This window comes from Noviherbaspirillum sp. Root189 (assembly GCF_001428545.1).
Taxonomy (GTDB): Bacteria; Pseudomonadota; Gammaproteobacteria; order Burkholderiales; family Burkholderiaceae_D; genus Noviherbaspirillum.
On record NZ_LMHZ01000014.1, the window covers coordinates 81,020 to 100,391 of the forward strand.

Sequence of the window (19,372 nt, forward strand, 5' to 3'; positions counted from 1 at the left end):
AGTAATGAGCACAATCCTGACCGACGCCCGCCTTCTCCCGTACGCTTTCGCACGCGATCATGCACTGCTCGCGCGGCGCAGCGAGACGGCCGGCAATGCAGTTGAAGTGTGGGTGTCGGAGGCGACCGTGCCCTCGGCGATCGCCGAGGTCAGCCGCCGTTTCGGCCGGGTCAAGCTGAAGTCGCTTTCGCGCGAAGACCTTGAAACCGCCATTGCCAAAGCGTATGCCGGTTCCGGCAACGATGCCGCACAAGTGGTCGATGAAGTCGAATCCGACCTCGACCTCGCCAAGCTGATGCTGGACATGCCGGCCATCGAAGACTTGCTGGAATCCGCCGACGACGCGCCGGTGATCCGCATGATCAATGCGCTGCTGACCCAGGCGTTGCGCGAAGAAGCGTCGGATATCCATATCGAACCGTTCGAGCAGGTGTCGGTCGTGCGCTTCCGCGTCGACGGCGCCTTGCGCGACATCGTGCGGCCGAAGAAAGCGATACATGCTTCGCTGATTTCGCGTATCAAGATCATGGCCCAGCTCGACATCGCGGAAAAACGCTTGCCGCAGGACGGACGCATTACCCTGCGCGTCGGCGGCAAACCGGTCGACGTGCGGGTCTCGACATTGCCCACCGGCCACGGCGAACGCGCCGTGCTGCGTCTGCTCGACAAGGAAGGTGGCCGCATGGACCTGAGCCATCTGGGCATGAGTCCCGATGTGCAACAGCAGTTCGACAACCTGATTAGCCAGCCACACGGCATTGTGCTGGTGACCGGCCCGACCGGTTCCGGTAAAACCACGACACTGTACGCAGCGCTGACGCGCCTGAACGCTCCGGCCACCAATATCCTCACGGTCGAGGATCCGATCGAATACGAATTGCCCGGCGTCGGACAGACCCAGGTCAATGCACGTATCGACATGACCTTCGCCAAGGCGCTGCGCGCGATCCTGCGTCAGGATCCGGACATCATCATGATCGGTGAGATCCGCGACCTCGAAACCGCGCAGATCGCGGTGCAGGCTTCGCTCACCGGTCACCTCGTATTGGCCACCCTGCACACCAACGATTCCGCGTCCGCCGTCACCCGTCTGCTCGACATGGGTATTGAGCCCTTCCTGCTGTCGTCGTCGCTGCTGGGTGTGGTTGCGCAACGCCTGGTGCGCAAGCTCTGTCCTGTCTGCAAACGCAACGACGGCCATGAGTGGCATGCGGTCGGCTGCGACAAGTGCGGCCATACCGGCTACCAGGGACGTGTCGGTATCTATGAATTGCTCACCACCACCGACGAAATCCGCAAGCAGATCCACGACCGCGCCTCGGAAGCCGAGATCCGCGTCACCGCCCAGCGCGATGGCATGAAGACCATGCGTGAAGACGGCGAGCGCTGGCTGGCCGACGGGACCACCACGCCGGCCGAGTTGCTGCGTGTGGCGAAGGAATGAACCCATGCCGCCCAACGACCGGCATGCACGACTGATTTGATGGAAGCCTGAACCACCATGCCCGCATTTCGCTACGAAGCCGTCGACGCCGCCGGCGCAACCAGGAAAGGCGTTGTCAATGCCGATAGTGCGCGCGCCGCACGATCGGACTTGCGTGCGCAGGGCCTGGTGCCCATTCTGGTCGATGCGATCGCAGCCCAGGTCGATGAACTCGGCCAGACCCGCAGCCGCGCCTTCGGCGACAAACTCTCGACCACTGAGCTGGCCTTGTTCACACGACAGCTGGCCAGCCTGCTGGAAGCCAGCCTGCCGCTGGAACAGGCGTTCACCGCGTTGCTGGAGCAGGCCGAGCGTCCCTATGTGCGTGACCTGATTGCATCGATTCGCTCCGAACTGATGGGCGGATCCTCCCTGTCCGACGCGCTGTCGCGCCATCCGCGCGATTTCGCCGATATCTATCGTGCGCTGGTTGCTTCTGGCGAACAGATCGGTCAGCTGTCGCGTGTGCTGTCCCGCCTTGCCGATTACATCGAGCGCCGTAATTCGCTGGTACAAAAGGTCAGGCTGGCATTCACCTATCCGGCTATCGTTACCGTGGTTGCGTTTGCCATCGTGATCTTCCTGCTTGCCTATGTGGTGCCGCAGATCGTCTCGGTGTTCGCCAATACCAAGCAAAAGTTGCCCTTGCTGACCGTCATCATGCTGGCGATCTCCGATTTTGTGCGCAGCTACGGCTGGATCGTCGCATTGCTTGCAGTCGGCGGCTTCCTGTTATGGCGGCGCGCGCTGAAAAATCCCGACATCAAATTCCGCTGGCATCGATGGCTACTGACCGCGCCGCTCTACGGCAAGTTCGAGCGCAGCCTCAATACCGCCCGTTTTGCCAGCACGCTGGCGATTACGACCGGGTCCGGCGTGCCTATCCTGCGTGCGCTGCAGACCAGCCGCGATACCTTGTCGAACGTCGCCATGCGCGAACAGGTGGAAGAGGCCACCACCAGCGTACGTGAAGGCGTAGGCCTGGCGCGTGCGTTGTCAGCGCACAAGCATTTTCCACCCATGCTGATCCACATGATCCGTGCCGGCGAAGTGACCGGCGAGCTGCCGGCCATGCTGGAACGCGCATCGAATGCGCAGGAAGCCGATCTGGAACGCCGGGCGCTGACGATTGCCGGCTTGCTGGAGCCGGCGCTGATTCTGGTGATGGGCGTGGTGGTGCTGCTGATCGTGCTGGCGGTGCTGATGCCGATTATCGAGATCAACCAGCTGGTGCGTTGAAGGCGAATGCCAGAACCACCGGTGTGAGGAATTCCGGGAGGAATACAACTATGAAAAAGAATAAAGGATCGAGATGAAGCGCTTGCCGCTCGCCGTGAGCTTCGTATTGTTCGTTTTGTTGTGCGCCTCGATTGCGTACTGGGGAATGCAGCTCTTCAAACCGCCGCTGCGCCCGGTCGCCGCGCCGCCCAGAGCTGCTGCCCCGGAAATCCGGCCCGACGCCGCCACGGCATTATTTGGTGGCCGTGCCGCACCGGCGCAGGCCGCCAGCAATTATCAGCTGCGCGGTGTAATCTTTTCCGGCAATGCACGTGACAGCATCGCCATCCTGAGTGCCGATGGCAAGCCGCCGCAAGCGGTACGAGTCGATATGGAGATATTGCCGGGCGTAACCGTCAAGGAAGTCCACCGTGGTTATGTGCTGCTTTCGGACAATGGCGCTACCAAGCGCGTCGAGTTGCCGGAAGATGCGAAAAGCGGAGGCGTCACTGCGGCACCGGTTCCTACTGCGCCGGCCGTGCCCGCCATGCCAAGTCAGCCGGGCCGCAACTTTCCTGCGCCGGCACGCCCACCGGCAGCCACGCCACAGCAACAGCAGCAGCCGGCGGTGCCGAATAACACCACGCAGCCGGCACGGCCCGCGCCGCCTAATGCTGCTCTTGGGGCGCCTCAGGTTGGCATACCGCAACCGGCGACACCTGCCACCGGAGTGCCTGCGACGCCGGTACCAGGCGCGGCTGGCCAGCCAACCACTGCGCCGCCAACCGTTGTTGTCAACCCGCCGGCGGGTACGCCATCTGCCGGGCAATCCGTTGGCGGTGGTGTGCCGCTCCCGAATACGCCGCAAGTGCCTAACGTGCCGAATGCAGTCAACATGGCACCGAGTCCGGTTCCTGGCGGGCCACCAGCAAGCGGCAGCACGGCGCCTGGTGAGCCGCCACTGCAAAGTCGTTAGGGCAAATTTCTGCGGATCGCCGATTTGGCAAATGTCGAATTGGTGAGCGGAAAAGCTGATCGGTTTGGCGTGCAGACATGGCACCGGCCAGTTGTCGATCCAATTTTATAAATCAAGTGTAGGGAGATGGGGGAGCGTGACGGTGCCTTTTTCGTACGGCATCAACGCACAGGCATCGACGCATAGGCCTCACTGATGCGGATCAGGGCAGGCTGGATACGGTGTGTATCGAGTCTGCCTGCGTCGTGGTAACTTCCAGCAAAGGCGGCGTTAATCTGCGCCGGTCTTGCCGAGCACCTTGCTCAGCAGTTTCTCTGTGACCGATCCCCCCGGTTGCTTGCTCTCCGGAGATTGCGCCGCTTTCTGTTTAACGCCGGCCACCACCACATTGCGGCCTTTCAGTGGCCGCTGCGATGGCTCGACGCGTATGGTCATCTTCTGACGTTTTGCCAGGGCCTTGTTCGCCATGCCGGAGGACCTTTCCTTTACAGGACGTAGCGCGACAGGTCTTCGTTGACCGCGAGGGCGCCAAGTTTATCGTCAACATATGCAGCATCGATGGACACCGTCTTGCCGGACGATTCGCTCGCCGTGAACGACATTTCTTCCAGCAGCTTTTCCATGACCGTGTACAGCCGGCGTGCGCCGATGTTCTCGGTTTTTTCATTGACTGAAAACGCGATTTCGGCCAGACGCTGAATGCCCTCGGGCGCAAACTCGATCTTGACGCCTTCGGTGGCGAGCAGCGCTTCGTATTGGCGCGTCAGGCAGGCATCGGTACTGGTCAGGATACGTTCAAAGTCGGCGATGGCCAGCGACTCCAGTTCGACACGGATAGGAAAACGCCCCTGAAGCTCGGGAATCAAGTCTGAGGGCTTGGCCAGATGGAAGGCACCCGAGGCGATGAACAGGATGTGATCGGTCCGGATCATGCCGTACTTGGTATTGACGGTCGTGCCTTCGACCAGCGGCAGCAAGTCGCGCTGCACGCCGGCACGCGAGACATCGGCACCGCCGACTTCCGAACGGGTCGCAATCTTGTCGATTTCATCGAGGAAAACAATGCCGTTCTGCTCGACGTTGGCAATAGCCTTCTGCTTGAGTTCGTCTTCATTGACCAGCTTTGCGGCTTCCTCGTCGATCAGGATCTTCATCGCATCCTTGATCTTCATTTTGCGCTTCTTCTTGCGGCCGCCGCCAATTCCCGAGAACATCGACTTGATCTGCTCGGTCATTTCTTCCATGCCGGGAGGTGCCATGATTTCCATGTGCGGCGCCGCTTCTGCGACATCGATCTCCACTTCACGATCATCCAGCGCACCTTCACGCAGGCGCTTGAGGAAAGTCTGGCGGGTGCTGTTGCTACCAGCACCACTCTCGCTATCGCTCGTGCTTGGCGTGGAGCTGAAACCGAAATCGCGTGCCGGCGGCACAAGGATATCGAGCACGCGTTCTTCCGCTGCATCCTCGGCACGGGTGCGCACCTTGCGCATTTCCGACTCGCGGGTCTGCTTGATGCCGATATCGATCAGGTCCCGGATGATGGTGTCGACGTCGCGGCCGACATAACCGACTTCGGTAAACTTGGTCGCCTCAATCTTGATGAAGGGCGCATCCGCCAGCTTGGCCAGGCGACGTGCAATCTCGGTCTTACCCACGCCGGTCGGGCCGATCATCAGAATGTTCTTCGGAGTGATTTCGTGGCGCAGCGGATCGGCGACCTGCTGGCGGCGCCAGCGGTTACGCAGCGCGATGGCGACTGCGCGCTTGGCGCGCGACTGGCCGACAACGTGCTTGTCGAGTTCGGAAACGATCTCTTGGGGTGTCATGTTCATGATAGGTATTAGGTATTCGCGAAGTGTCGACGTATTTGTATCAGTCGAGAGTTTCGATGGTATGCGACAGGTTGGTGTAGATGCAGAGTTCGCCCGCGATGGTCAGCGCTTTCTTTACAATCTCTGCTGGGGGCAGGTCGGTGTTTTCCTGCAGGGCTTTGGCGGCGGACTGCGCGTACACACCGCCCGAACCAATCGCGCCGATGCCACTTTCCGGTTCCAGTACATCGCCGTTGCCGGTAATGATCAGGGTTGCTTCACGATCGGCGACCAGCAGCATCGCTTCCAGACGTCGCAGGATGCGGTCGGTACGCCAGTCCTTCGCCAGTTCGACGGAAGCACGCAGCAGGTTGCCCTGGTGTTTTTCCAGCTTGGCTTCAAAACGCTCAATCAGCGTGAAGGCGTCGGCGGTGCCGCCAGCAAACCCCGCCAGGACTTTGCCCTGGTACAGCTTGCGTACCTTGCGGGCCGTGCCTTTCATGACGACGTTGCCAAGAGTCACCTGACCATCACCGCCAAGCGCGACGGTATTGCCGCGTCGCACTGAGAGGATGGTCGTGCCGTGAAATTGTTCCATGCTTGCCTCAAAGGAATCAGAGTCTGTAATTCATCGCAGATGAGGGCGGCACCGGTTAATACAAGTGTCGGTGACAATGCGTCCACATGCGGAACTGAACGAAGCCAGACAAAACGATAGTGCACGGTAGCGTGCGGCAGTACGGGATAACGGAAGGAAAGAGGCCGGTCTGGCGACGGAGCGAAGCCGTCTTTATATCACGCGTCAGTTCTTGCGCGGGACGATGCGGACGATGTCCTTGAGACCGATCACATTGAGTAGCGCATGAACCAGATGGTTGACATGGTGAAACTCCAGCGCCTTGCCATTGCCGCAAAACGGACTGAGCCCCGTCAGCAGGCGGCCTGCCGCATTGAAATCGATCCTGTTCAGGCGTGAGCAGTCGATGACGGCGGGATCATGGTCATCGGAATAGCTGGCGATGGCAACGATCAGGTCATCGATGCGTCCTTCGACCACCGGCGGCATCATGAAGCCTTCGGCCTTGGGAGCGGCCGCCGCCAGTTCGGCGGCGGCAGTCGTCACCTTGTTTTGGGGCGCGACGAAGGCGGGTGGCGAAACTTCGAAGGTCACGCAATAATCGATGCTGATTTCTTCGAATTCCTTTTCGCGGTTCAGCAGGCGCAGCACTTCCAGCAGCAGTAGCCAGGCATCTTCAGTGTCGTCGCGACGACCGACTTCGACGATGCCACGAATCTTGTCGGCCAGCTCCGACGCGCCGACCAGGATCAGGTCGTGTCCGGACTTTTGCAGCTTGTGCAGGATACCGAGCAGGAGGCCGCAGCCGGCGGCATCCACTTCTGTAACGCGTACGAATTCCAGGCGCAGGGTATGGAAGGTTTCGGCAAGTTTCTGGATGCGCTCGATCTGTTTGGCGCAGTTGGCGTCGAGTCGTGCGCTAAAGGGCACCATCGGCGTCGTGCCGGAAGCGTTTGCCTGCGGTGCGTCACATGACTCGGGACCGCTCCATGCAGGTGGCGAAGTCTCGAACTTGCCAGCGAATTCAATCGCCAGATTTTCAAATTCCTGCTGCTTGCCATTGATCTGGTACAGATCCAGCAGCATCAGCCACGCGGTTTGCGTGACATTGCCGAGATCGTCGGCACCGATGGCGGCGAGCAGCATTTGTTCAACCACGACGGATTGGCCATTGGCGAACATGATGGCGGCTTCTTCAATAACAGCTTCCGCTTCCGATGTGGGAGTGGCAATGTTGCTGACCGCGGTCTGCCCATCAAGAAGAAACTCTGTCGTGCTGCCCATATCCGCGCTCAGCGGTTGCAAGGTCAATGTAGGCTCGGCCGCCGGTCTGTGCGACGTTTCCCTGGCAAGTTTGGGCACTTCGGCCCGGTTTCCGGAGGGAGATGGGGTGATTGAATTTGAAGCAGGGGCGCTTGGCTTCGCAAGGGACGGTTTGACCTTTGGACCCAGCGTTGTCGCCACATTGACGAACTCGGAAGACATCTCCGATTCGATCGCATCAATCTTCAGTGCGGTCTGCAGCGCAGTTTGTGCATCTCGCTTGGCTGCCAGGGCCTTGGTATTTGCCCGATCTGCATCAGTGGCGGATCTGGAGGAGGGCTTCTTTGCGCGAGAAGCATCTTTCTCGGCAAGCTTTGCCGGCTGACGATCCTTCTTTCCAAAAAGCGAAAAAATACCCACTGTGTTCCCAACTCAAAGTTGCCGGCCTTCTTCGCGATAGAAAAGAAGGAAAATACAATTGTATAAAGGTAACACATCCCTTGGCCAGGTTGTCATGCGGGAGACCGAAAACATGTTTTTTTGTTATGTTTCTGTGGTTTCCCGCTTGTGTCACGCTTCAACAGTGCTCAATTTCTCGTCATGCCTATTTCAAGCCCAACGGATATCAATCGATATCAACGGGTATGGTTGCGGTCGAACGTAACTAGGAGCGGATTTCATCGTCTGTACTGTCGCCTCGGTCCGCCTTGACGCGCAGGACGGCGTTGCTTGTCGCTTGTGTGGCCCGCCACACGGCACTTCGCGCGCCTTGTCCTGCACGCCATCCGCTCTAGCATTGTGAAAGGAGCAATCAGTGCTTTGCTGACTGGCATATTTGCCAATAACGTGGTCCCAAAAGCAAACAAGCGTACGAGGCTATGCGTCGTACGCTTGCGGCGTGGGAGGAAGGCCGGATGGCTCCGGCCCGAACTTAGTCCCCGTATAGCTTCTGCTTGAGTTCGCGGCGCTGTTGCGCTTCCAGTGACAGCGTCGCGGTCGGACGAGCCAGCAGGCGCGGAATGCCGATCGGTTCGCCGGTCTCTTCGCACCAGCCGTATTCACCGGCGTCGATGCTCGCGATGGATTGCTGCACCTTCTTCAGCAGTTTGCGTTCGCGATCACGGGTACGCAATTCCAGCGCATGCTCTTCTTCGATCGTCGCACGATCGGCAGGATCCGGCACCAGGACGGTCTCACGCAGGTGCTCGGTTGTCTCACCGGCGTTTTTCAGCAGGTCTTTTTCAAGCTGCTGCAAGCGCGCCTTGAAGAACGCCAGTTGGGCCTCGTTCATGTAATCCTTCTCACTCATCTGAAGGATCTGCTCTTCGGTCAACAGGGTGCCATCCGGGACGGCGGGGGTCGATTTAGTTGTTTTGGTAGCCACTTCGCTTACTTTCGAAACTGCGGGTTTTTCCATTGTATCTATTAATCCGGCACTTGCATTGTTACCGCTCATGGAAGAGCCGGGCGTCTCTTTGGAACCGACCTTCGTCGCGGCCGTCGTCGACGGTCGCTTCGAATTTGTTACTGCCTTGCTGGCTGCCAGGGAGGTCTCCGATGCCAGGGTGGTTCGTGACCTGGCTGCTGCCGTTTTCGGTGTCGTCCCCCCGGCATTCATATTTGCCGCTGTCTTTGCAGCGGATTTAACTGTGCTTTTTACCGTGCTTTGGGGGGATTTGGCAATCGATTTTGTTGCTGCCGGGGGATTTTTGCGCGCCGACGCGGTTTTGGGCACTGCACTGTCCATTTTTACCGCATCGCTGCCAGCCGCTTTTCCGCTGGACGGGGTTCGTGACTTTGCCGCGGTCTTGACGGCGCTGCGTTTCGTGACTGACCTTGTAACGGTTGCATTCATGATGCCCTCGCTCAGTGAAACACCCAATACTCAGCTCCCGGCCTGAAACCCTTGCTGCGTTCGCGGCAAAACCGGGCTATATCAAGCGGTATACGACGTGCCTGTATATCTTGCCAGATGACACTCCTTATTGCATGAATAAAAATCAAAAACGACAGCAGTTTATACCAAACACTGTTCCAGACCTTGGACAAACGTTTCCTTGGGCAGGTTTTTGCCGATGAAAACCATCTTGCTGCCACGCGGTTCCGCGTCGTCCCATTTAGCACCGATATCGGTACCCATCATCTGGTGCACGCCCTGAAAAAGCACTTTCCGATCCGCATCCTCCATCCAGAGCACGCCTTTGTAGCGCAACATGCGGGGACCAAAAACCTGCACCAGGCCACCCAGGAATTCATCCAGCCGTGCCGTGTTGAACGGGCGGTCACTGCGAAAGACAAACGCCGCGATATCGTCCGAATGGTGCGCATGATGATGATCGTGGTGATGGTCGCCGCTGTGATCGTGGCCGCAATGTTCGTCGCAGTCGTGGTCATCGTGCGCATGCTCTTCAGCAGCCAGGAAATCCGGGTCGATCTCGAGCTTGTCGTTGAGATTGAAGCCGCGCAGGTCGAGTACCTCGCCGATCGGCACCTTGCCAAAATCGGCTTTTGCCATTGATGCGCGCGGATTGATGCGTTTGAGGCGGGCTGTTAGCGCTTCGACCTGTTCGGCAGTGGACACGTCGGTCTTCGACAACAGCAGCTTGTCGGCAAAGCCGACCTGGCGCTGTGCTTCCTCATGTTCATCGAGCTGCTGCATGGCATGCCGCGCGTCGACGACGGTTACCACCGCATCGAGCAGGAAGTACGACGCGACTTCATCGTCCATGAAAAACGTCTGGGCAACCGGTCCCGGATTGGCCAAGCCGGTTGTCTCAATCACCACATGGTCGAAGTTGAGTTCACCAGCCTCACGCTTTTGCGCGAGCGAACCGAGTGCAACGATCAAATCGCCGCGGACGGTGCAGCAGATGCAGCCATTGTTCATTTCCACAATTTGTTCCTTGCTATCCTGCACCAGGATTTCATTGTCGATATTTTCCTCGCCAAACTCGTTTTCAATCACGGCGATGCGATAGCCGTGCGGTTCGCGCAGGATGCGGTTGAGCAGGGTGGTTTTGCCGGCGCCGAGAAAGCCGGTCAGGATCGTGGCAGGAACAAGTGTCATGGGTGCTTCCTTTCATTGTGCGCAATCAGCGCACCATCCTTTGATCGTGAATTCGATATCGTGGCTCTGGAAGCCCTTGCCCAGGCTTTCCTCAAGCGCATTGCGCAGCAAGCCCGCTTCCGCGATGCTGTCAAGGCAAAATACCCTGGCGCAACGTGTGCACTTGAAATGCCCGTGCTGATGATGCGGCGCGGCGTCGCCTTGCGCGCCGTGTTCGGCACCCGCGCTATAGCGGAACACGCGGTCGTCGCCCGCGATCTTGTGAGCGAGACCGGCGTCGGTCAGGCAATCCAGTGCGCGGTACAGCGTAACGCGATCCATGTCGGTGAATGCGTCCTGCATGTCCTGATGGGAAAAGGCACGTTCGGCGTCCAGCAGGGCCGCCAGCACCTTGACCCGCGCGCTCGTGAGGCGCACGGCCGCGTCGCGCAATTGCACTTCCGCGCGGGCAATGCTGGCTTCGGCAGGGCTGTAGGATGGCTTTGCTTTGATATTCATCGGATTGCCGCGATATCGGAGGCGAAAGTAAAATTATGACGCATTTTGCAATCAAGTTGCAAAAAATAGGCATTCTCAAACCGTCATGCAGCGGCTTCCCCAGGCATAGAACCTCAGGAACCTCAGGCTTCACGCTTTATGCAGCATCAGTCCTTTCAAGTATTCGCCTTCCGGAAAGCTGGTCGTCATCGGGTGATCGGCCCCGGCCGACAAGCGCTTCAGGATACGGGCATCGACCTTGGCGTCGTTGGCTGCGCCGGCGACGATTTTCTGGAACAGGTCTGCGCTGATCGCGCCTGAGCAGGAGTAGGTGAACAGCAAACCGCCTTCGCGCAATAACTGGAAGCCCAGCAGGTTGATGTCCTTGTATGCGCGTGCGGCGCGGTCCACGTGATCGGGCGAGGAGGCGAACTTGGGCGGGTCGAGCACAATCAGATCGAAGCTTTTTCCCTGTTCGCGGAAAGCACGCAAGGCCTTGAACACATCCGCGTCCTGCCATTCGGCTTTGGCCGGATCGAAGCCGTTAAGCTGCACATTGCGCTTTCCGATGGCAAGCGCCTCGCCGGAAGAGTCGATTGATATGACGCTGCGGGCATCGCCTTTCAGGGCGGCCAGCGAAAAGCCGCCGGTATAGCAGAAGCAATTGAGCACGTCGCGACCTGCGGCGTGTTCCATCACCAGTCGACGGTTATCACGCTGATCGACATAGAAACCGGTTTTGTGTCCGGTCTTGATGTCGACTGCATAGCGCACGCCGTTTTCGGTGACGGGCGTTTCATCGCCGGGTTCATTGCCAGCCAGCGTGCCGATGATCAGCGGCAGGCCTTCACGCTCGCGCACCGATGCGTCGGAACGCTCATACACATTCGGGCAACCGGTTTCCGCGATCAACGCCTGCACAATCGGTACTTTCCAGGCATCAACGCCGGCGGACTGGAATTGACAGACCAGGTGTCCCTGTTTGCCCGCATACCAGTCGACAACCAGACCCGGGAAACCGTCCGCTTCGCCAAAGATGAGCCGGATGGCATCGGACCCCTTCACCATCGCCATGCGATAGGCAATCGCTTTTTTGATGCGACGCTTGATCAGCGCATGGTCGATCGGTTCGTTTTCATTGAAGCTCCAGACCCGCGCACGGATCTGCGACTTGGGACTGTAGGCGGCGCGGGCAAGGAATTGTCCTGAAGCGGATTGCACGACAGCGGTGGTGCCCGGTTTGTTCTTTTCCTCCGGCTTGCCTTCGATACGTTCGATGGCGGTCGGAAAGATCCATGGATGGCGGCGCAGCAAGCTTTTTTCCTTGCCGGGTTTGAGAGTGATGGTAAGCATGTCTGATCGGGCGCGGTTATCTGTTGGGGCGAAGTGTATCGCTGAATTGCATTGGGAAGCGTGACACCATGGCAGTGTCGTTTTATGCGGTGCACCACACTCTTTAGCGCTGTGGTGACGCATCGAGGGCGCTTCAGGCGCCGGAATCCGCTTTCTTTTTTGCCCGCGGATGCGCAGCATCGTACACCTGTGCAAGCCGCTGGAAATCCAGCGAGGTGTACACCTGCGTGGCCGCAATCGACGCATGTCCGAGCATTTCCTGCACCGCGCGCAAATCGCCGGAAGACTGCAATACATGGGATGCGAAGGAGTGCCGCAGCACGTGCGGATGCACATTTGCGGGGATACCGAGCGCCTGCGCGTGGGCTTTCAGGCGGAATTGCAGGATGCGCGGCGTTATTCGCACACCGCGGTCGGACAAAAACAGTGGGCGCGGGTCCAGTCGCACCAGCGTGTCGCGCACTGCCAGCCAGGCGCGCAAGGCTTCCATCGCGGGACCGCCGACCGGCACCTTGCGCTGCTTGTTGCCCTTGCCGGTGACATTTACTTCGGCTTCGGCAAAGTCGATCCAGCCTGCGGACTGGTAATCGCCTTCCTTCGTAAAACGCAAATCGAGCGACGTCAGTTCCGATACCCGCAGGCCACTGGAATAGAGCAATTCGAACATCGCGCGATTACATAACTGGCCGGGAGCCTGGGCATCTTTTCCCGGCGTGCCTTCAGCGACCACGCGTACCGCATCGTCGGCCGACAGCGCCTTCGGCAAAGGCTTGCTGCGCTTGGGCGCCTTGACACCGTCGACCGGATTGGCGGCCAGTGTTTCCTGATCGGCCAGCCATTCGAAGAAGCCGCGCCACGCTGACAGCTTGCGTGCGATTGAGCGCGGGTTCAGGCCTTTTGCATGAAGCTGCGATGCAAACTTGCGAATATGGAAGTGACCCACTGCAGCCATTGCCAGCGAACCCGGCAAGGCTTCCACCATCAACGCCAGGTCGAGCAGGTCGCGCTGGTAATTGGTAACGGTATGCGGAGACAGCTTGCGCTGTTTTTCCAGATGGTCGAGGTAGCCGGCAATGCGGGCCCGGTTGGTCTCCTGTGACACGGTGTGTTCAGGCAAGCAGGCAGTTCATGGAGGCGCTGGCGATCTCGGCAATCTTCGACAGGTAGTCGGTTGCCATTTCAGATCCGAAACGGTCCGGATCGGGGGAGCCGAGCACCAGCAGGCCAAACGCTTCCGGTGCGCCGCCGACACGCAACGGCAGCATCGCGATCGACTTGACCGATTCGGCATCCTCGAGCCAGGCAGCAGCTTCGAAATCCTGGTTGGGACCGCAATAGGGCGCTGTCAATCCATGGCAAAAAATCTTTGCATCGTCCGATACCGGCGCGGCGAACCAGGTATGGGCAAATTCCTCGGCCACGCCCCAGATACGCAGGGTGACGTGCGGCACCGAAAATATGGTCTGCAAGCCAATGACCAGGGTATGCGGCATATCGACATCATTGCGTGCCAGCAGCAACGAGCGTGTCCACAACAGAAATTTTTGCGTGATCGCGTCGTTTTCCTGCGCAATGCGCAGCAACTCCGCCAGCCGTAATTCATGTGACTTGATCTTGTCACGCAAGACTTCCATCTGGCGCTCCTGCAGCGAGACAGCACGTCCGGCCAAAGGACTGGTCAGCTTGACCCGCGCGAGCAGTTCACTATGTTCTTCAAAAAAGTGAGGATTGTCCGACAGGAATTCGGCGACGGCGTTGGAGTCCAGTTCGTAAGTCATAGCGCAGTGTGGTGATGGTCGCAGCATTCGGAGGCCTGCATTGTCGCGTGCTGCTTCTTGCGTTAAGGCATGCCCGAGGTAAGGCGTGATTTTAACCGACATCCCGGCCCGCATGACGCCGTATTCGGAGGGAAAGGCAAGCCACGCAACTGTCCGATGCGTCGGATGTAGGGCGCGGCGGTGCGTCGCAGGATTGTCAAATTTCCATTTCGCCTTCAAACACCGTCACTGCCGGACCTGTCAGCATTACCGGAGAACCTGTGCCGGCCCAGGCAATTGACAACTCGCCACCGCGAGTCGCCACCTTGACTGGGGAGTCCAGCAGGCCGCGGCGAATACCAGCGACGACCGCGGCGCAGGCGCCGGTACCGCAGGCCAGGGTTTCCCCGGCGCCGCGTTCGAAGACGCGCAGCCTGATGGCGTGGCGATCGATGATTTCCATGAAACCGGCATTCACCCGCCGGGGGAAACGCGGGTGGTGTTCAATTGCAGGGCCATCAACATTGACGGGCGCCGTGTCGACATGCTCGACTACCTGCACCGCATGCGGATTGCCCATCGAGACGACGGAAATCCATGTGGTCTTGTCATTGACGTCGAGCGGCCACAAGCTGTCACCACCTTCCGGTTTCGCTTCCAGGCCAGCAGCGTTGAACGGTACTTTTTCCGCATCCAGGATGGGTGCGCCCATATCGACGGTAATACGGCCGTCGGCTTCAAGTCGGGGCTCGATCACGCCAGCCATGGTCTCCACCCTGATAGCACGCTTGCCGGTCAGTCCCTTGTCGGTAACGAACCGGACAAAGGCGCGGGCGCCGTTGCCGCATTGCTCGACTTCACCGCCGTCGGCGTTGTAGATGCGATAACGGAAATCGACATTGTCCGACTGCGGCTTTTCCACAACCAGCATCTGGTCCGCGCCAACGCCGAAACGGCGGTCTGCGAGCGCCTTCCATTGCTCCGGCGTGAAGTCGATGTGCTGGCTGATCGCGTCAATGACAACGAAATCATTGCCGGCCCCATGCATTTTGGTGAATTTGAGTTTCATGCGAAAATTATAGTCGCTAGAGCAGATTTCATTTTTGCGAGCGTCGTCCGATATTCAGGGTTCTTCAGGACTCCAGCGGCACAGTGGCCGGACTGTTTGCTGCGTACACGCTGGGCACACCCGGCGGCCGGGTCTTGAAACGTTTGTGCGCCCAAAAGTATTCGGACGGCGCTTCCCTGACACGATCCTCGATAAATGCATTCATATGGCGTGTTGCCGCCACCATGTCCGTGCCGGGATAGTTTTCCCAGGCCGGGAAAAACCTGACTCTCCAGCCGCGATAACCGGGCAGGAACGTGGCGATGACCGGAATCACCTTGGCGCCGGTGGCTGCAGCGATCCGTGCCGGGGCGGTCAGCGTGGCCGCCGGAATGCCGAAGAAGGGCACGAATTCCGCATCCTTTTCGCCGAAATCCATATCCGGCAGCATGAAAAAAGGCAAACCTTCCCGCATTGCACGGATGATGGGTTTGACACCTTCCGCCCGGGAGAACAGCTTTACCGGGCGAAAGCGGGTACGTCCCTTGCGCAGCGCTTCATCGAATACCTGATTTTGCTGACGGGTATAGATGGAGCACAAGGCTGACTCGAGCATCACGGCGACGCCGGCGACATCGAGGCAGACAAAATGCGGACAAAGCAGGATGGTCGGCCCTGACGCAATGGCTTCAAGTGGCACGCCCGGTTCAATCACCAGCAAGCGTTTCAGACGTGCGTCGGAACCCCACCACAATATGCCGCGCTCCAGCACACTGCGTGCATAGCCCTGGAAATGTTTCCTTGCGATATTGTGTCGCTCGCGCTCAGATATCTCAGGCATGCACAGCCGCAGGTTGGTGAGCGTAATCTTGCGGCGTGAACGTACTGTCGCAAACAGTAAAGTGCCGATCGCGTCGCCAATGCGGCCTAAAACGGGAAGGGGCAGCCAGTGCAGCAGCCACATCAGGCCTAGCAGCAATCTCATTAATCAGTTTCCTGTTCGTTGGGAGGAGCGACGCCGTCCGGAACCTTGTATCGGTGGTAGCTCCAGAAATATTGTGCCGGACATTGCGCAATCATGTGTTCCATGGCGGCGTTGGCAGCGGTAGCCTGCGTCAGCGCTGATTCGCCAAGCGCCCCGGGCAGTTCCACCATACGCATGACATAACCTTTGCCATGAGGCAGCCGTTCCGCAAAGGTAATGATGACCACCGCACCAGTCATCTGCTGCAGTTTGCCCGGCAAGGTCATGGTGTAGGCGGGCCTGCCGAAAAAAGGTGCCCATATACCTTCGCCGTTTTGCGGCACCTGATCCGGCAGCAATCCAATCAGTTGGCCCTGGCGCAAGGCTTTCAGCAACATCCGTACGCCAGACAGATTGGCCGGCGCCAGCTTCAGTTTGCCACGTGCCCGTGCGCCTTCGATCAAGGGTTTGAGCGCAGCTTTGTGCGGCGGGCGATACAACACGGTGAGGGGCTTTTGGGCACCGACGACTTGTGCTGTGATTTCGAAGCAGCCGAGATGGGGCGTAAGAAAGACCACACCACGTCCGGTTTGTAGCGCGGCTTCCACGACCTCCCAGTTTTCTATGCGCACGCTGCTGGCCACGCGCTGCGGATCTGCGCACCAGACGAATGGGAGTTCCATGACATTCTTGCCAGCCTCGCTAATTGCCGACGATAAATGCTCTCCGAAGCCCGCCGCCTCGATGTTGTTTTTTAGTCTGCGCCGATAAGAAGGTGTCAACAGGTAGACCAGCCAGCCAAGGATTGCGCCGATTGCATGTAACACCGGCAACGGCAACCTGGCGAGCAGGCGAAAAAGTATGACGAGCATTAAGATGCGCTTTAGAAAATTTTGTGATTTTTTTCCAGACGCGTAAAATATCACATGATCCAATTCATTTTGTATGATATGAAGCGGATATCCGCCGAGTTAATGACAACTTGCGAGGCGGAATACAAATTTCGCTAAAGCGTCGCAGGCACATTGGTTATGGCCGCGACATGGTCCTCACCAACTATTGATAGGAAGCCTGCGATGGCAAACGAATACCTCTTTACCTCCGAATCCGTTTCCGAAGGTCATCCTGACAAGGTCGCCGACCAGATTTCGGATGCAATCCTCGATGCAATCCTGACGCAAGACCCGAAAGCCCGTGTCGCAGCCGAAACGCTGTGCAACACCGGTCTCGTCGTGCTGGCCGGCGAAATCACCACCACCGCGAATGTCGATTACATTACCGTCGCCCGCGACACCATCAAGCGCATCGGGTACGACAATGCCGACTACGGCATTGACTACAAGAGCTGCGCCGTACTGGTCGCGTACGACAAGCAATCCCCGGACATCGCCCAGGGCGTCGACGAAGGCAAGGGCATCGATCTTGATCAGGGCGCGGGCGACCAAGGCCTGATGTTCGGCTATGCCTGCGACGAGACCCCGGAACTGATGCCGGCCGCGATCTACTATGCCCACCGCATCGTCGAGCGCCAGTCGCAACTGCGCAAGGACGGTCGCCTGCCCTGGCTGCGCCCGGATGCGAAGTCGCAAGTCACACTGCGTTATGTCGATGGCGTGCCGGTCGCCATCGATACCATCGTGCTGTCGACGCAACATGCGCCCGAGATCGAGCACAAGACCATTGAAGAAGCCGCGATCGAAGAAATCATCAAGCCGGTCGTCCCGCAGGAATGGCTGAAAAATACGCGTTACCTGATCAATCCGACCGGACGGTTCGTGATTGGTGGTCCGCAGGGTGATTGCGGCCTCACCGGCCGCAAGATCATCGTCGACACCTACGGTGGCGCAGCACCGCACGGCGGCGGCGCATTCTCCGGTAAGGATCCGTCCAAGGTGGATCGTTCCGCCGCCTATGCCGGTCGTTACGTCGCAAAGAACATCGTTGCCGCAGGCCTCGCAAAGCGCTGCCAGATCCAGGTGTCCTACGCGATCGGCATCGCGCGTCCGACTTCGGTCATGGTGACTACCTTCGGTACCGGCAAGATCAGCGACGAGCATCTGTCGCAACTGGTGCAGGAATTGTTCGACCTGCGTCCCAAGGGCATCGTGCAGATGCTGGACCTGCTGCGCCCGATCTACGGCAAGACTGCGGCTTATGGCCACTTTGGCCGTGAAGAGCCGGAGTTCTCGTGGGAGCGGACCGACAAGGCCGCAGCGTTACGCGCCGCTGCCGGTTTGTAAACTATGTCCACACGGCGGCGGTATCGGCACTCTCTGTCGATCATGCGGATCTGCCAGACCGCCGCCGCAGTTTCGCTGGCCGCAGCCCTTGTGCCGGGTAATGCGGCCACCACATCTCCAGCCTCTAAACCTTCTGTCTCCGCTGCCCCCGCAGCAGTCAATCCTGACTGGTGTGAGCGCCTGACGCCGCGCTTGCCCGGCATTTCTGTCGCCAGCTGCAAGGCCGGCGGTCTCGTTCCGGTCGGTGCCATGTCACGCAAGGGTTTTCCCATCCTGATGCGTACGGTTCCCGCTGCGGCCAATGGCAAGCAGGAAGCGAAGCGCGTTTTGCTGCTGGGCGGGATCCATGGCGATGAATTGACCGCTGCAGCCATCGTTTTCGAATGGATGAAGTGGCTGCCAACGCCGGCCGCGCAACAATTTCATTGGCACATTGCACCGGTGGTCAATCCGGACGGTTTGCTCGCGCACAAACCGCAGCGCGTGAATGCCAACGGCGTGGATCTCAACCGCAATTTCCCAACACCCGGATGGGAAAAGGATGCCAAACATTACTGGACCAAGACGACCGGCAAGGATCCGCGTCGTTTCCCCGGCCAGTCGCCGCTGTCGGAACCGGAAACCCGTTGGCTCAATGAAGAAATGGAACGCTTCCGGCCGGATGTCATCATCTCGGTCCATGCGCCTTTCGGCGTGCTCGATTTCGATGGCCCGGCCAAGGCCCCGCGAAAATTCGGCCGACTGCATTTCAGCCGCGTCGGCGTTTATCCCGGTTCCCTGGGCAACTATGGCGGGATGCACAAGAACGTGCCGGTGATTACGATTGAATTGCCGAATGCGCTGAAGATGCCGCCATCGGATGAGGTGCAGCGGATCTGGGGCGATATGCTGGTCTGGATTGCGCGCGATGCGCCGTCAAAGGCCGGCAAGTTCGATGTCCCGGGACCGCGCATTGCATCGAAGGTCTTGGTCGAGCACTGACCTGAAAACAAGCCCGAACGCTAAAGCATTTTGGACTTCGGGCCAGCAGGACTACGGTATAATCTTTTATTCCAAGGAGCGTTGCAGCACGGTGTTCCACATCGTGTCAGGCTTGGATATCTTTTTCGCAACGGCGCTCACGTTACTTTTTTCT

19 protein-coding genes and 1 riboswitch are annotated in these 19,372 nt (G+C 58.9%); of the genes, 6 read left to right on the plus strand and 13 right to left on the minus strand.

The window, feature by feature from the left end; genetic code table 11:
- Window positions 1–4 precede the first annotated feature (4 nt).
- From gspE to ASE07_RS28010, 3 genes are all read left to right on the plus strand, one after another.
- A complete protein-coding gene (gspE, locus tag ASE07_RS11030) occupies window positions 5–1,444 on the plus strand; it encodes a type II secretion system ATPase GspE (RefSeq protein WP_057290872.1) in 1,440 nt (479 codons plus the stop codon).
- A gap of 57 nt (window positions 1,445–1,501) precedes the next feature.
- Complete coding sequence (gspF, locus tag ASE07_RS11035) at window positions 1,502–2,722, plus strand: type II secretion system inner membrane protein GspF (RefSeq protein ID WP_057290873.1); 1,221 nt, start codon at window positions 1,502–1,504, stop codon at window positions 2,720–2,722.
- A gap of 73 nt (window positions 2,723–2,795) precedes the next feature.
- On the plus strand, window positions 2,796–3,677 hold the full coding sequence (locus tag ASE07_RS28010; RefSeq protein WP_082584081.1) for a type II secretion system protein N: 882 nt from the start codon (window positions 2,796–2,798) through the stop codon (window positions 3,675–3,677).
- Between the two features lie 270 nt (window positions 3,678–3,947).
- Here the strand turns inward: ASE07_RS28010 and ASE07_RS11045 are convergent, their stop codons facing one another.
- From ASE07_RS11045 to dksA, 5 genes are all read right to left on the minus strand, one after another.
- Window positions 3,948–4,145: a hypothetical protein gene (locus ASE07_RS11045; RefSeq protein WP_057290874.1), complete on the minus strand. Its 198-nt coding sequence runs from the start codon at window positions 4,143–4,145 to the stop codon at window positions 3,948–3,950.
- A 17-nt stretch (window positions 4,146–4,162) separates the two neighbouring features.
- Window positions 4,163–5,512: an ATP-dependent protease ATPase subunit HslU gene (gene hslU / locus ASE07_RS11050; RefSeq protein WP_057290875.1), complete on the minus strand. Its 1,350-nt coding sequence runs from the start codon at window positions 5,510–5,512 to the stop codon at window positions 4,163–4,165.
- Window positions 5,513–5,552: 40 nt separating this feature from the next.
- Window positions 5,553–6,089 carry an ATP-dependent protease subunit HslV gene (gene hslV, locus ASE07_RS11055; RefSeq protein ID WP_057290876.1) on the minus strand — a complete coding sequence of 179 codons (537 nt, stop codon included), beginning with the start codon at window positions 6,087–6,089 and terminating at the stop codon, window positions 5,553–5,555.
- 204 nt (window positions 6,090–6,293) lie between these two features.
- Window positions 6,294–7,751: an STAS domain-containing protein gene (locus ASE07_RS11060; protein WP_057290877.1), complete on the minus strand. Its 1,458-nt coding sequence runs from the start codon at window positions 7,749–7,751 to the stop codon at window positions 6,294–6,296.
- A gap of 511 nt (window positions 7,752–8,262) precedes the next feature.
- Window positions 8,263–8,748 (minus strand): RNA polymerase-binding protein DksA, encoded by a 486-nt coding sequence (gene dksA, locus ASE07_RS11065; RefSeq protein ID WP_082584082.1) that lies wholly within the window; start codon window positions 8,746–8,748, stop codon window positions 8,263–8,265.
- A gap of 37 nt (window positions 8,749–8,785) precedes the next feature.
- Here dksA and ASE07_RS11070 point away from each other — a divergent pair, with 37 nt between their 5' ends.
- Window positions 8,786–9,232 (plus strand): hypothetical protein, encoded by a 447-nt coding sequence (locus ASE07_RS11070; protein ID WP_057290878.1) that lies wholly within the window; start codon window positions 8,786–8,788, stop codon window positions 9,230–9,232.
- Between the two features lie 116 nt (window positions 9,233–9,348).
- Here ASE07_RS11070 and ASE07_RS11075 read toward each other — a convergent pair whose 3' ends face one another.
- From ASE07_RS11075 to ASE07_RS11110, 8 genes are all read right to left on the minus strand, one after another.
- Window positions 9,349–10,398: a CobW family GTP-binding protein gene (locus tag ASE07_RS11075; RefSeq protein ID WP_057290879.1), complete on the minus strand. Its 1,050-nt coding sequence runs from the start codon at window positions 10,396–10,398 to the stop codon at window positions 9,349–9,351.
- A gap of 12 nt (window positions 10,399–10,410) precedes the next feature.
- Window positions 10,411–10,896: a Fur family transcriptional regulator gene (locus ASE07_RS11080; RefSeq protein ID WP_057290880.1), complete on the minus strand. Its 486-nt coding sequence runs from the start codon at window positions 10,894–10,896 to the stop codon at window positions 10,411–10,413.
- 129 nt (window positions 10,897–11,025) lie between these two features.
- Window positions 11,026–12,228, minus strand: a complete 1,203-nt coding sequence (locus ASE07_RS11085; protein WP_057290881.1) for a class I SAM-dependent rRNA methyltransferase — start codon at window positions 12,226–12,228, stop codon at window positions 11,026–11,028.
- 133 nt (window positions 12,229–12,361) lie between these two features.
- Window positions 12,362–13,345, minus strand: coding sequence for a tyrosine recombinase XerC (locus tag ASE07_RS11090; protein WP_442946064.1), 984 nt, complete (start codon window positions 13,343–13,345; stop codon window positions 12,362–12,364).
- On the minus strand, window positions 13,338–14,006 hold the full coding sequence (locus ASE07_RS11095; protein ID WP_057290913.1) for a DUF484 family protein: 669 nt from the start codon (window positions 14,004–14,006) through the stop codon (window positions 13,338–13,340). The genes ASE07_RS11090 and ASE07_RS11095 overlap by 8 nt, the downstream gene beginning before the upstream one ends.
- Window positions 14,007–14,202: 196 nt before the next feature.
- Window positions 14,203–15,054: a diaminopimelate epimerase gene (gene dapF / locus ASE07_RS11100; protein WP_057290882.1), complete on the minus strand. Its 852-nt coding sequence runs from the start codon at window positions 15,052–15,054 to the stop codon at window positions 14,203–14,205.
- Window positions 15,055–15,118: 64 nt separating this feature from the next.
- A complete protein-coding gene (locus ASE07_RS11105) occupies window positions 15,119–16,018 on the minus strand; it encodes an LpxL/LpxP family acyltransferase (RefSeq protein ID WP_057290883.1) in 900 nt (299 codons plus the stop codon).
- Entirely contained in the window at window positions 16,018–16,869 is an 852-nt protein-coding gene (locus tag ASE07_RS11110) for a lysophospholipid acyltransferase family protein (protein WP_057290884.1), read from the minus strand. The genes ASE07_RS11105 and ASE07_RS11110 overlap by 1 nt, the downstream gene beginning before the upstream one ends.
- Window positions 16,870–17,073: 204 nt before the next feature.
- Between ASE07_RS11110 and metK the strand changes: the two genes are divergently transcribed.
- Window positions 17,074–18,237, plus strand: coding sequence for a methionine adenosyltransferase (metK, locus tag ASE07_RS11115; RefSeq protein WP_057290885.1), 1,164 nt, complete (start codon window positions 17,074–17,076; stop codon window positions 18,235–18,237).
- 3 nt (window positions 18,238–18,240) lie between these two features.
- Complete coding sequence (locus tag ASE07_RS11120) at window positions 18,241–19,218, plus strand: M14 family murein peptide amidase A (protein WP_235548432.1); 978 nt, start codon at window positions 18,241–18,243, stop codon at window positions 19,216–19,218.
- A gap of 67 nt (window positions 19,219–19,285) precedes the next feature.
- Window positions 19,286–19,364, plus strand: a riboswitch (S-adenosyl-L-homocysteine riboswitch).
- Window positions 19,365–19,372 lie beyond the last annotated feature (8 nt).

Coding starts and splice junctions, on each gene's coding strand:
- gspE (WP_057290872.1), top strand. CDS start 5: ATGAGCACAATCCTGACCGACGCCCGCCTTCTCCCGTACGCTTTCGCA.
- gspF (WP_057290873.1), top strand. CDS start 1,502: ATGCCCGCATTTCGCTACGAAGCCGTCGACGCCGCCGGCGCAACCAGG.
- ASE07_RS28010 (WP_082584081.1), top strand. CDS start 2,796: ATGAAGCGCTTGCCGCTCGCCGTGAGCTTCGTATTGTTCGTTTTGTTG.
- ASE07_RS11045 (WP_057290874.1), bottom strand. CDS start 4,145: ATGGCGAACAAGGCCCTGGCAAAACGTCAGAAGATGACCATACGCGTC.
- hslU (WP_057290875.1), bottom strand. CDS start 5,512: ATGAACATGACACCCCAAGAGATCGTTTCCGAACTCGACAAGCACGTT.
- hslV (WP_057290876.1), bottom strand. CDS start 6,089: ATGGAACAATTTCACGGCACGACCATCCTCTCAGTGCGACGCGGCAAT.
- dksA (WP_082584082.1), bottom strand. CDS start 8,748: ATGGAAAAACCCGCAGTTTCGAAAGTAAGCGAAGTGGCTACCAAAACA.
- ASE07_RS11070 (WP_057290878.1), top strand. CDS start 8,786: ATGGAAGAGCCGGGCGTCTCTTTGGAACCGACCTTCGTCGCGGCCGTC.
- ASE07_RS11075 (WP_057290879.1), bottom strand. CDS start 10,398: ATGACACTTGTTCCTGCCACGATCCTGACCGGCTTTCTCGGCGCCGGC.
- ASE07_RS11080 (WP_057290880.1), bottom strand. CDS start 10,896: ATGAATATCAAAGCAAAGCCATCCTACAGCCCTGCCGAAGCCAGCATT.
- ASE07_RS11085 (WP_057290881.1), bottom strand. CDS start 12,228: ATGCTTACCATCACTCTCAAACCCGGCAAGGAAAAAAGCTTGCTGCGC.
- ASE07_RS11095 (WP_057290913.1), bottom strand. CDS start 14,006: ATGACTTACGAACTGGACTCCAACGCCGTCGCCGAATTCCTGTCGGAC.
- dapF (WP_057290882.1), bottom strand. CDS start 15,054: ATGAAACTCAAATTCACCAAAATGCATGGGGCCGGCAATGATTTCGTT.
- ASE07_RS11105 (WP_057290883.1), bottom strand. CDS start 16,018: ATGAGATTGCTGCTAGGCCTGATGTGGCTGCTGCACTGGCTGCCCCTT.
- ASE07_RS11110 (WP_057290884.1), bottom strand. CDS start 16,869: ATGCTCGTCATACTTTTTCGCCTGCTCGCCAGGTTGCCGTTGCCGGTG.
- metK (WP_057290885.1), top strand. CDS start 17,074: ATGGCAAACGAATACCTCTTTACCTCCGAATCCGTTTCCGAAGGTCAT.
- ASE07_RS11120 (WP_235548432.1), top strand. CDS start 18,241: ATGTCCACACGGCGGCGGTATCGGCACTCTCTGTCGATCATGCGGATC.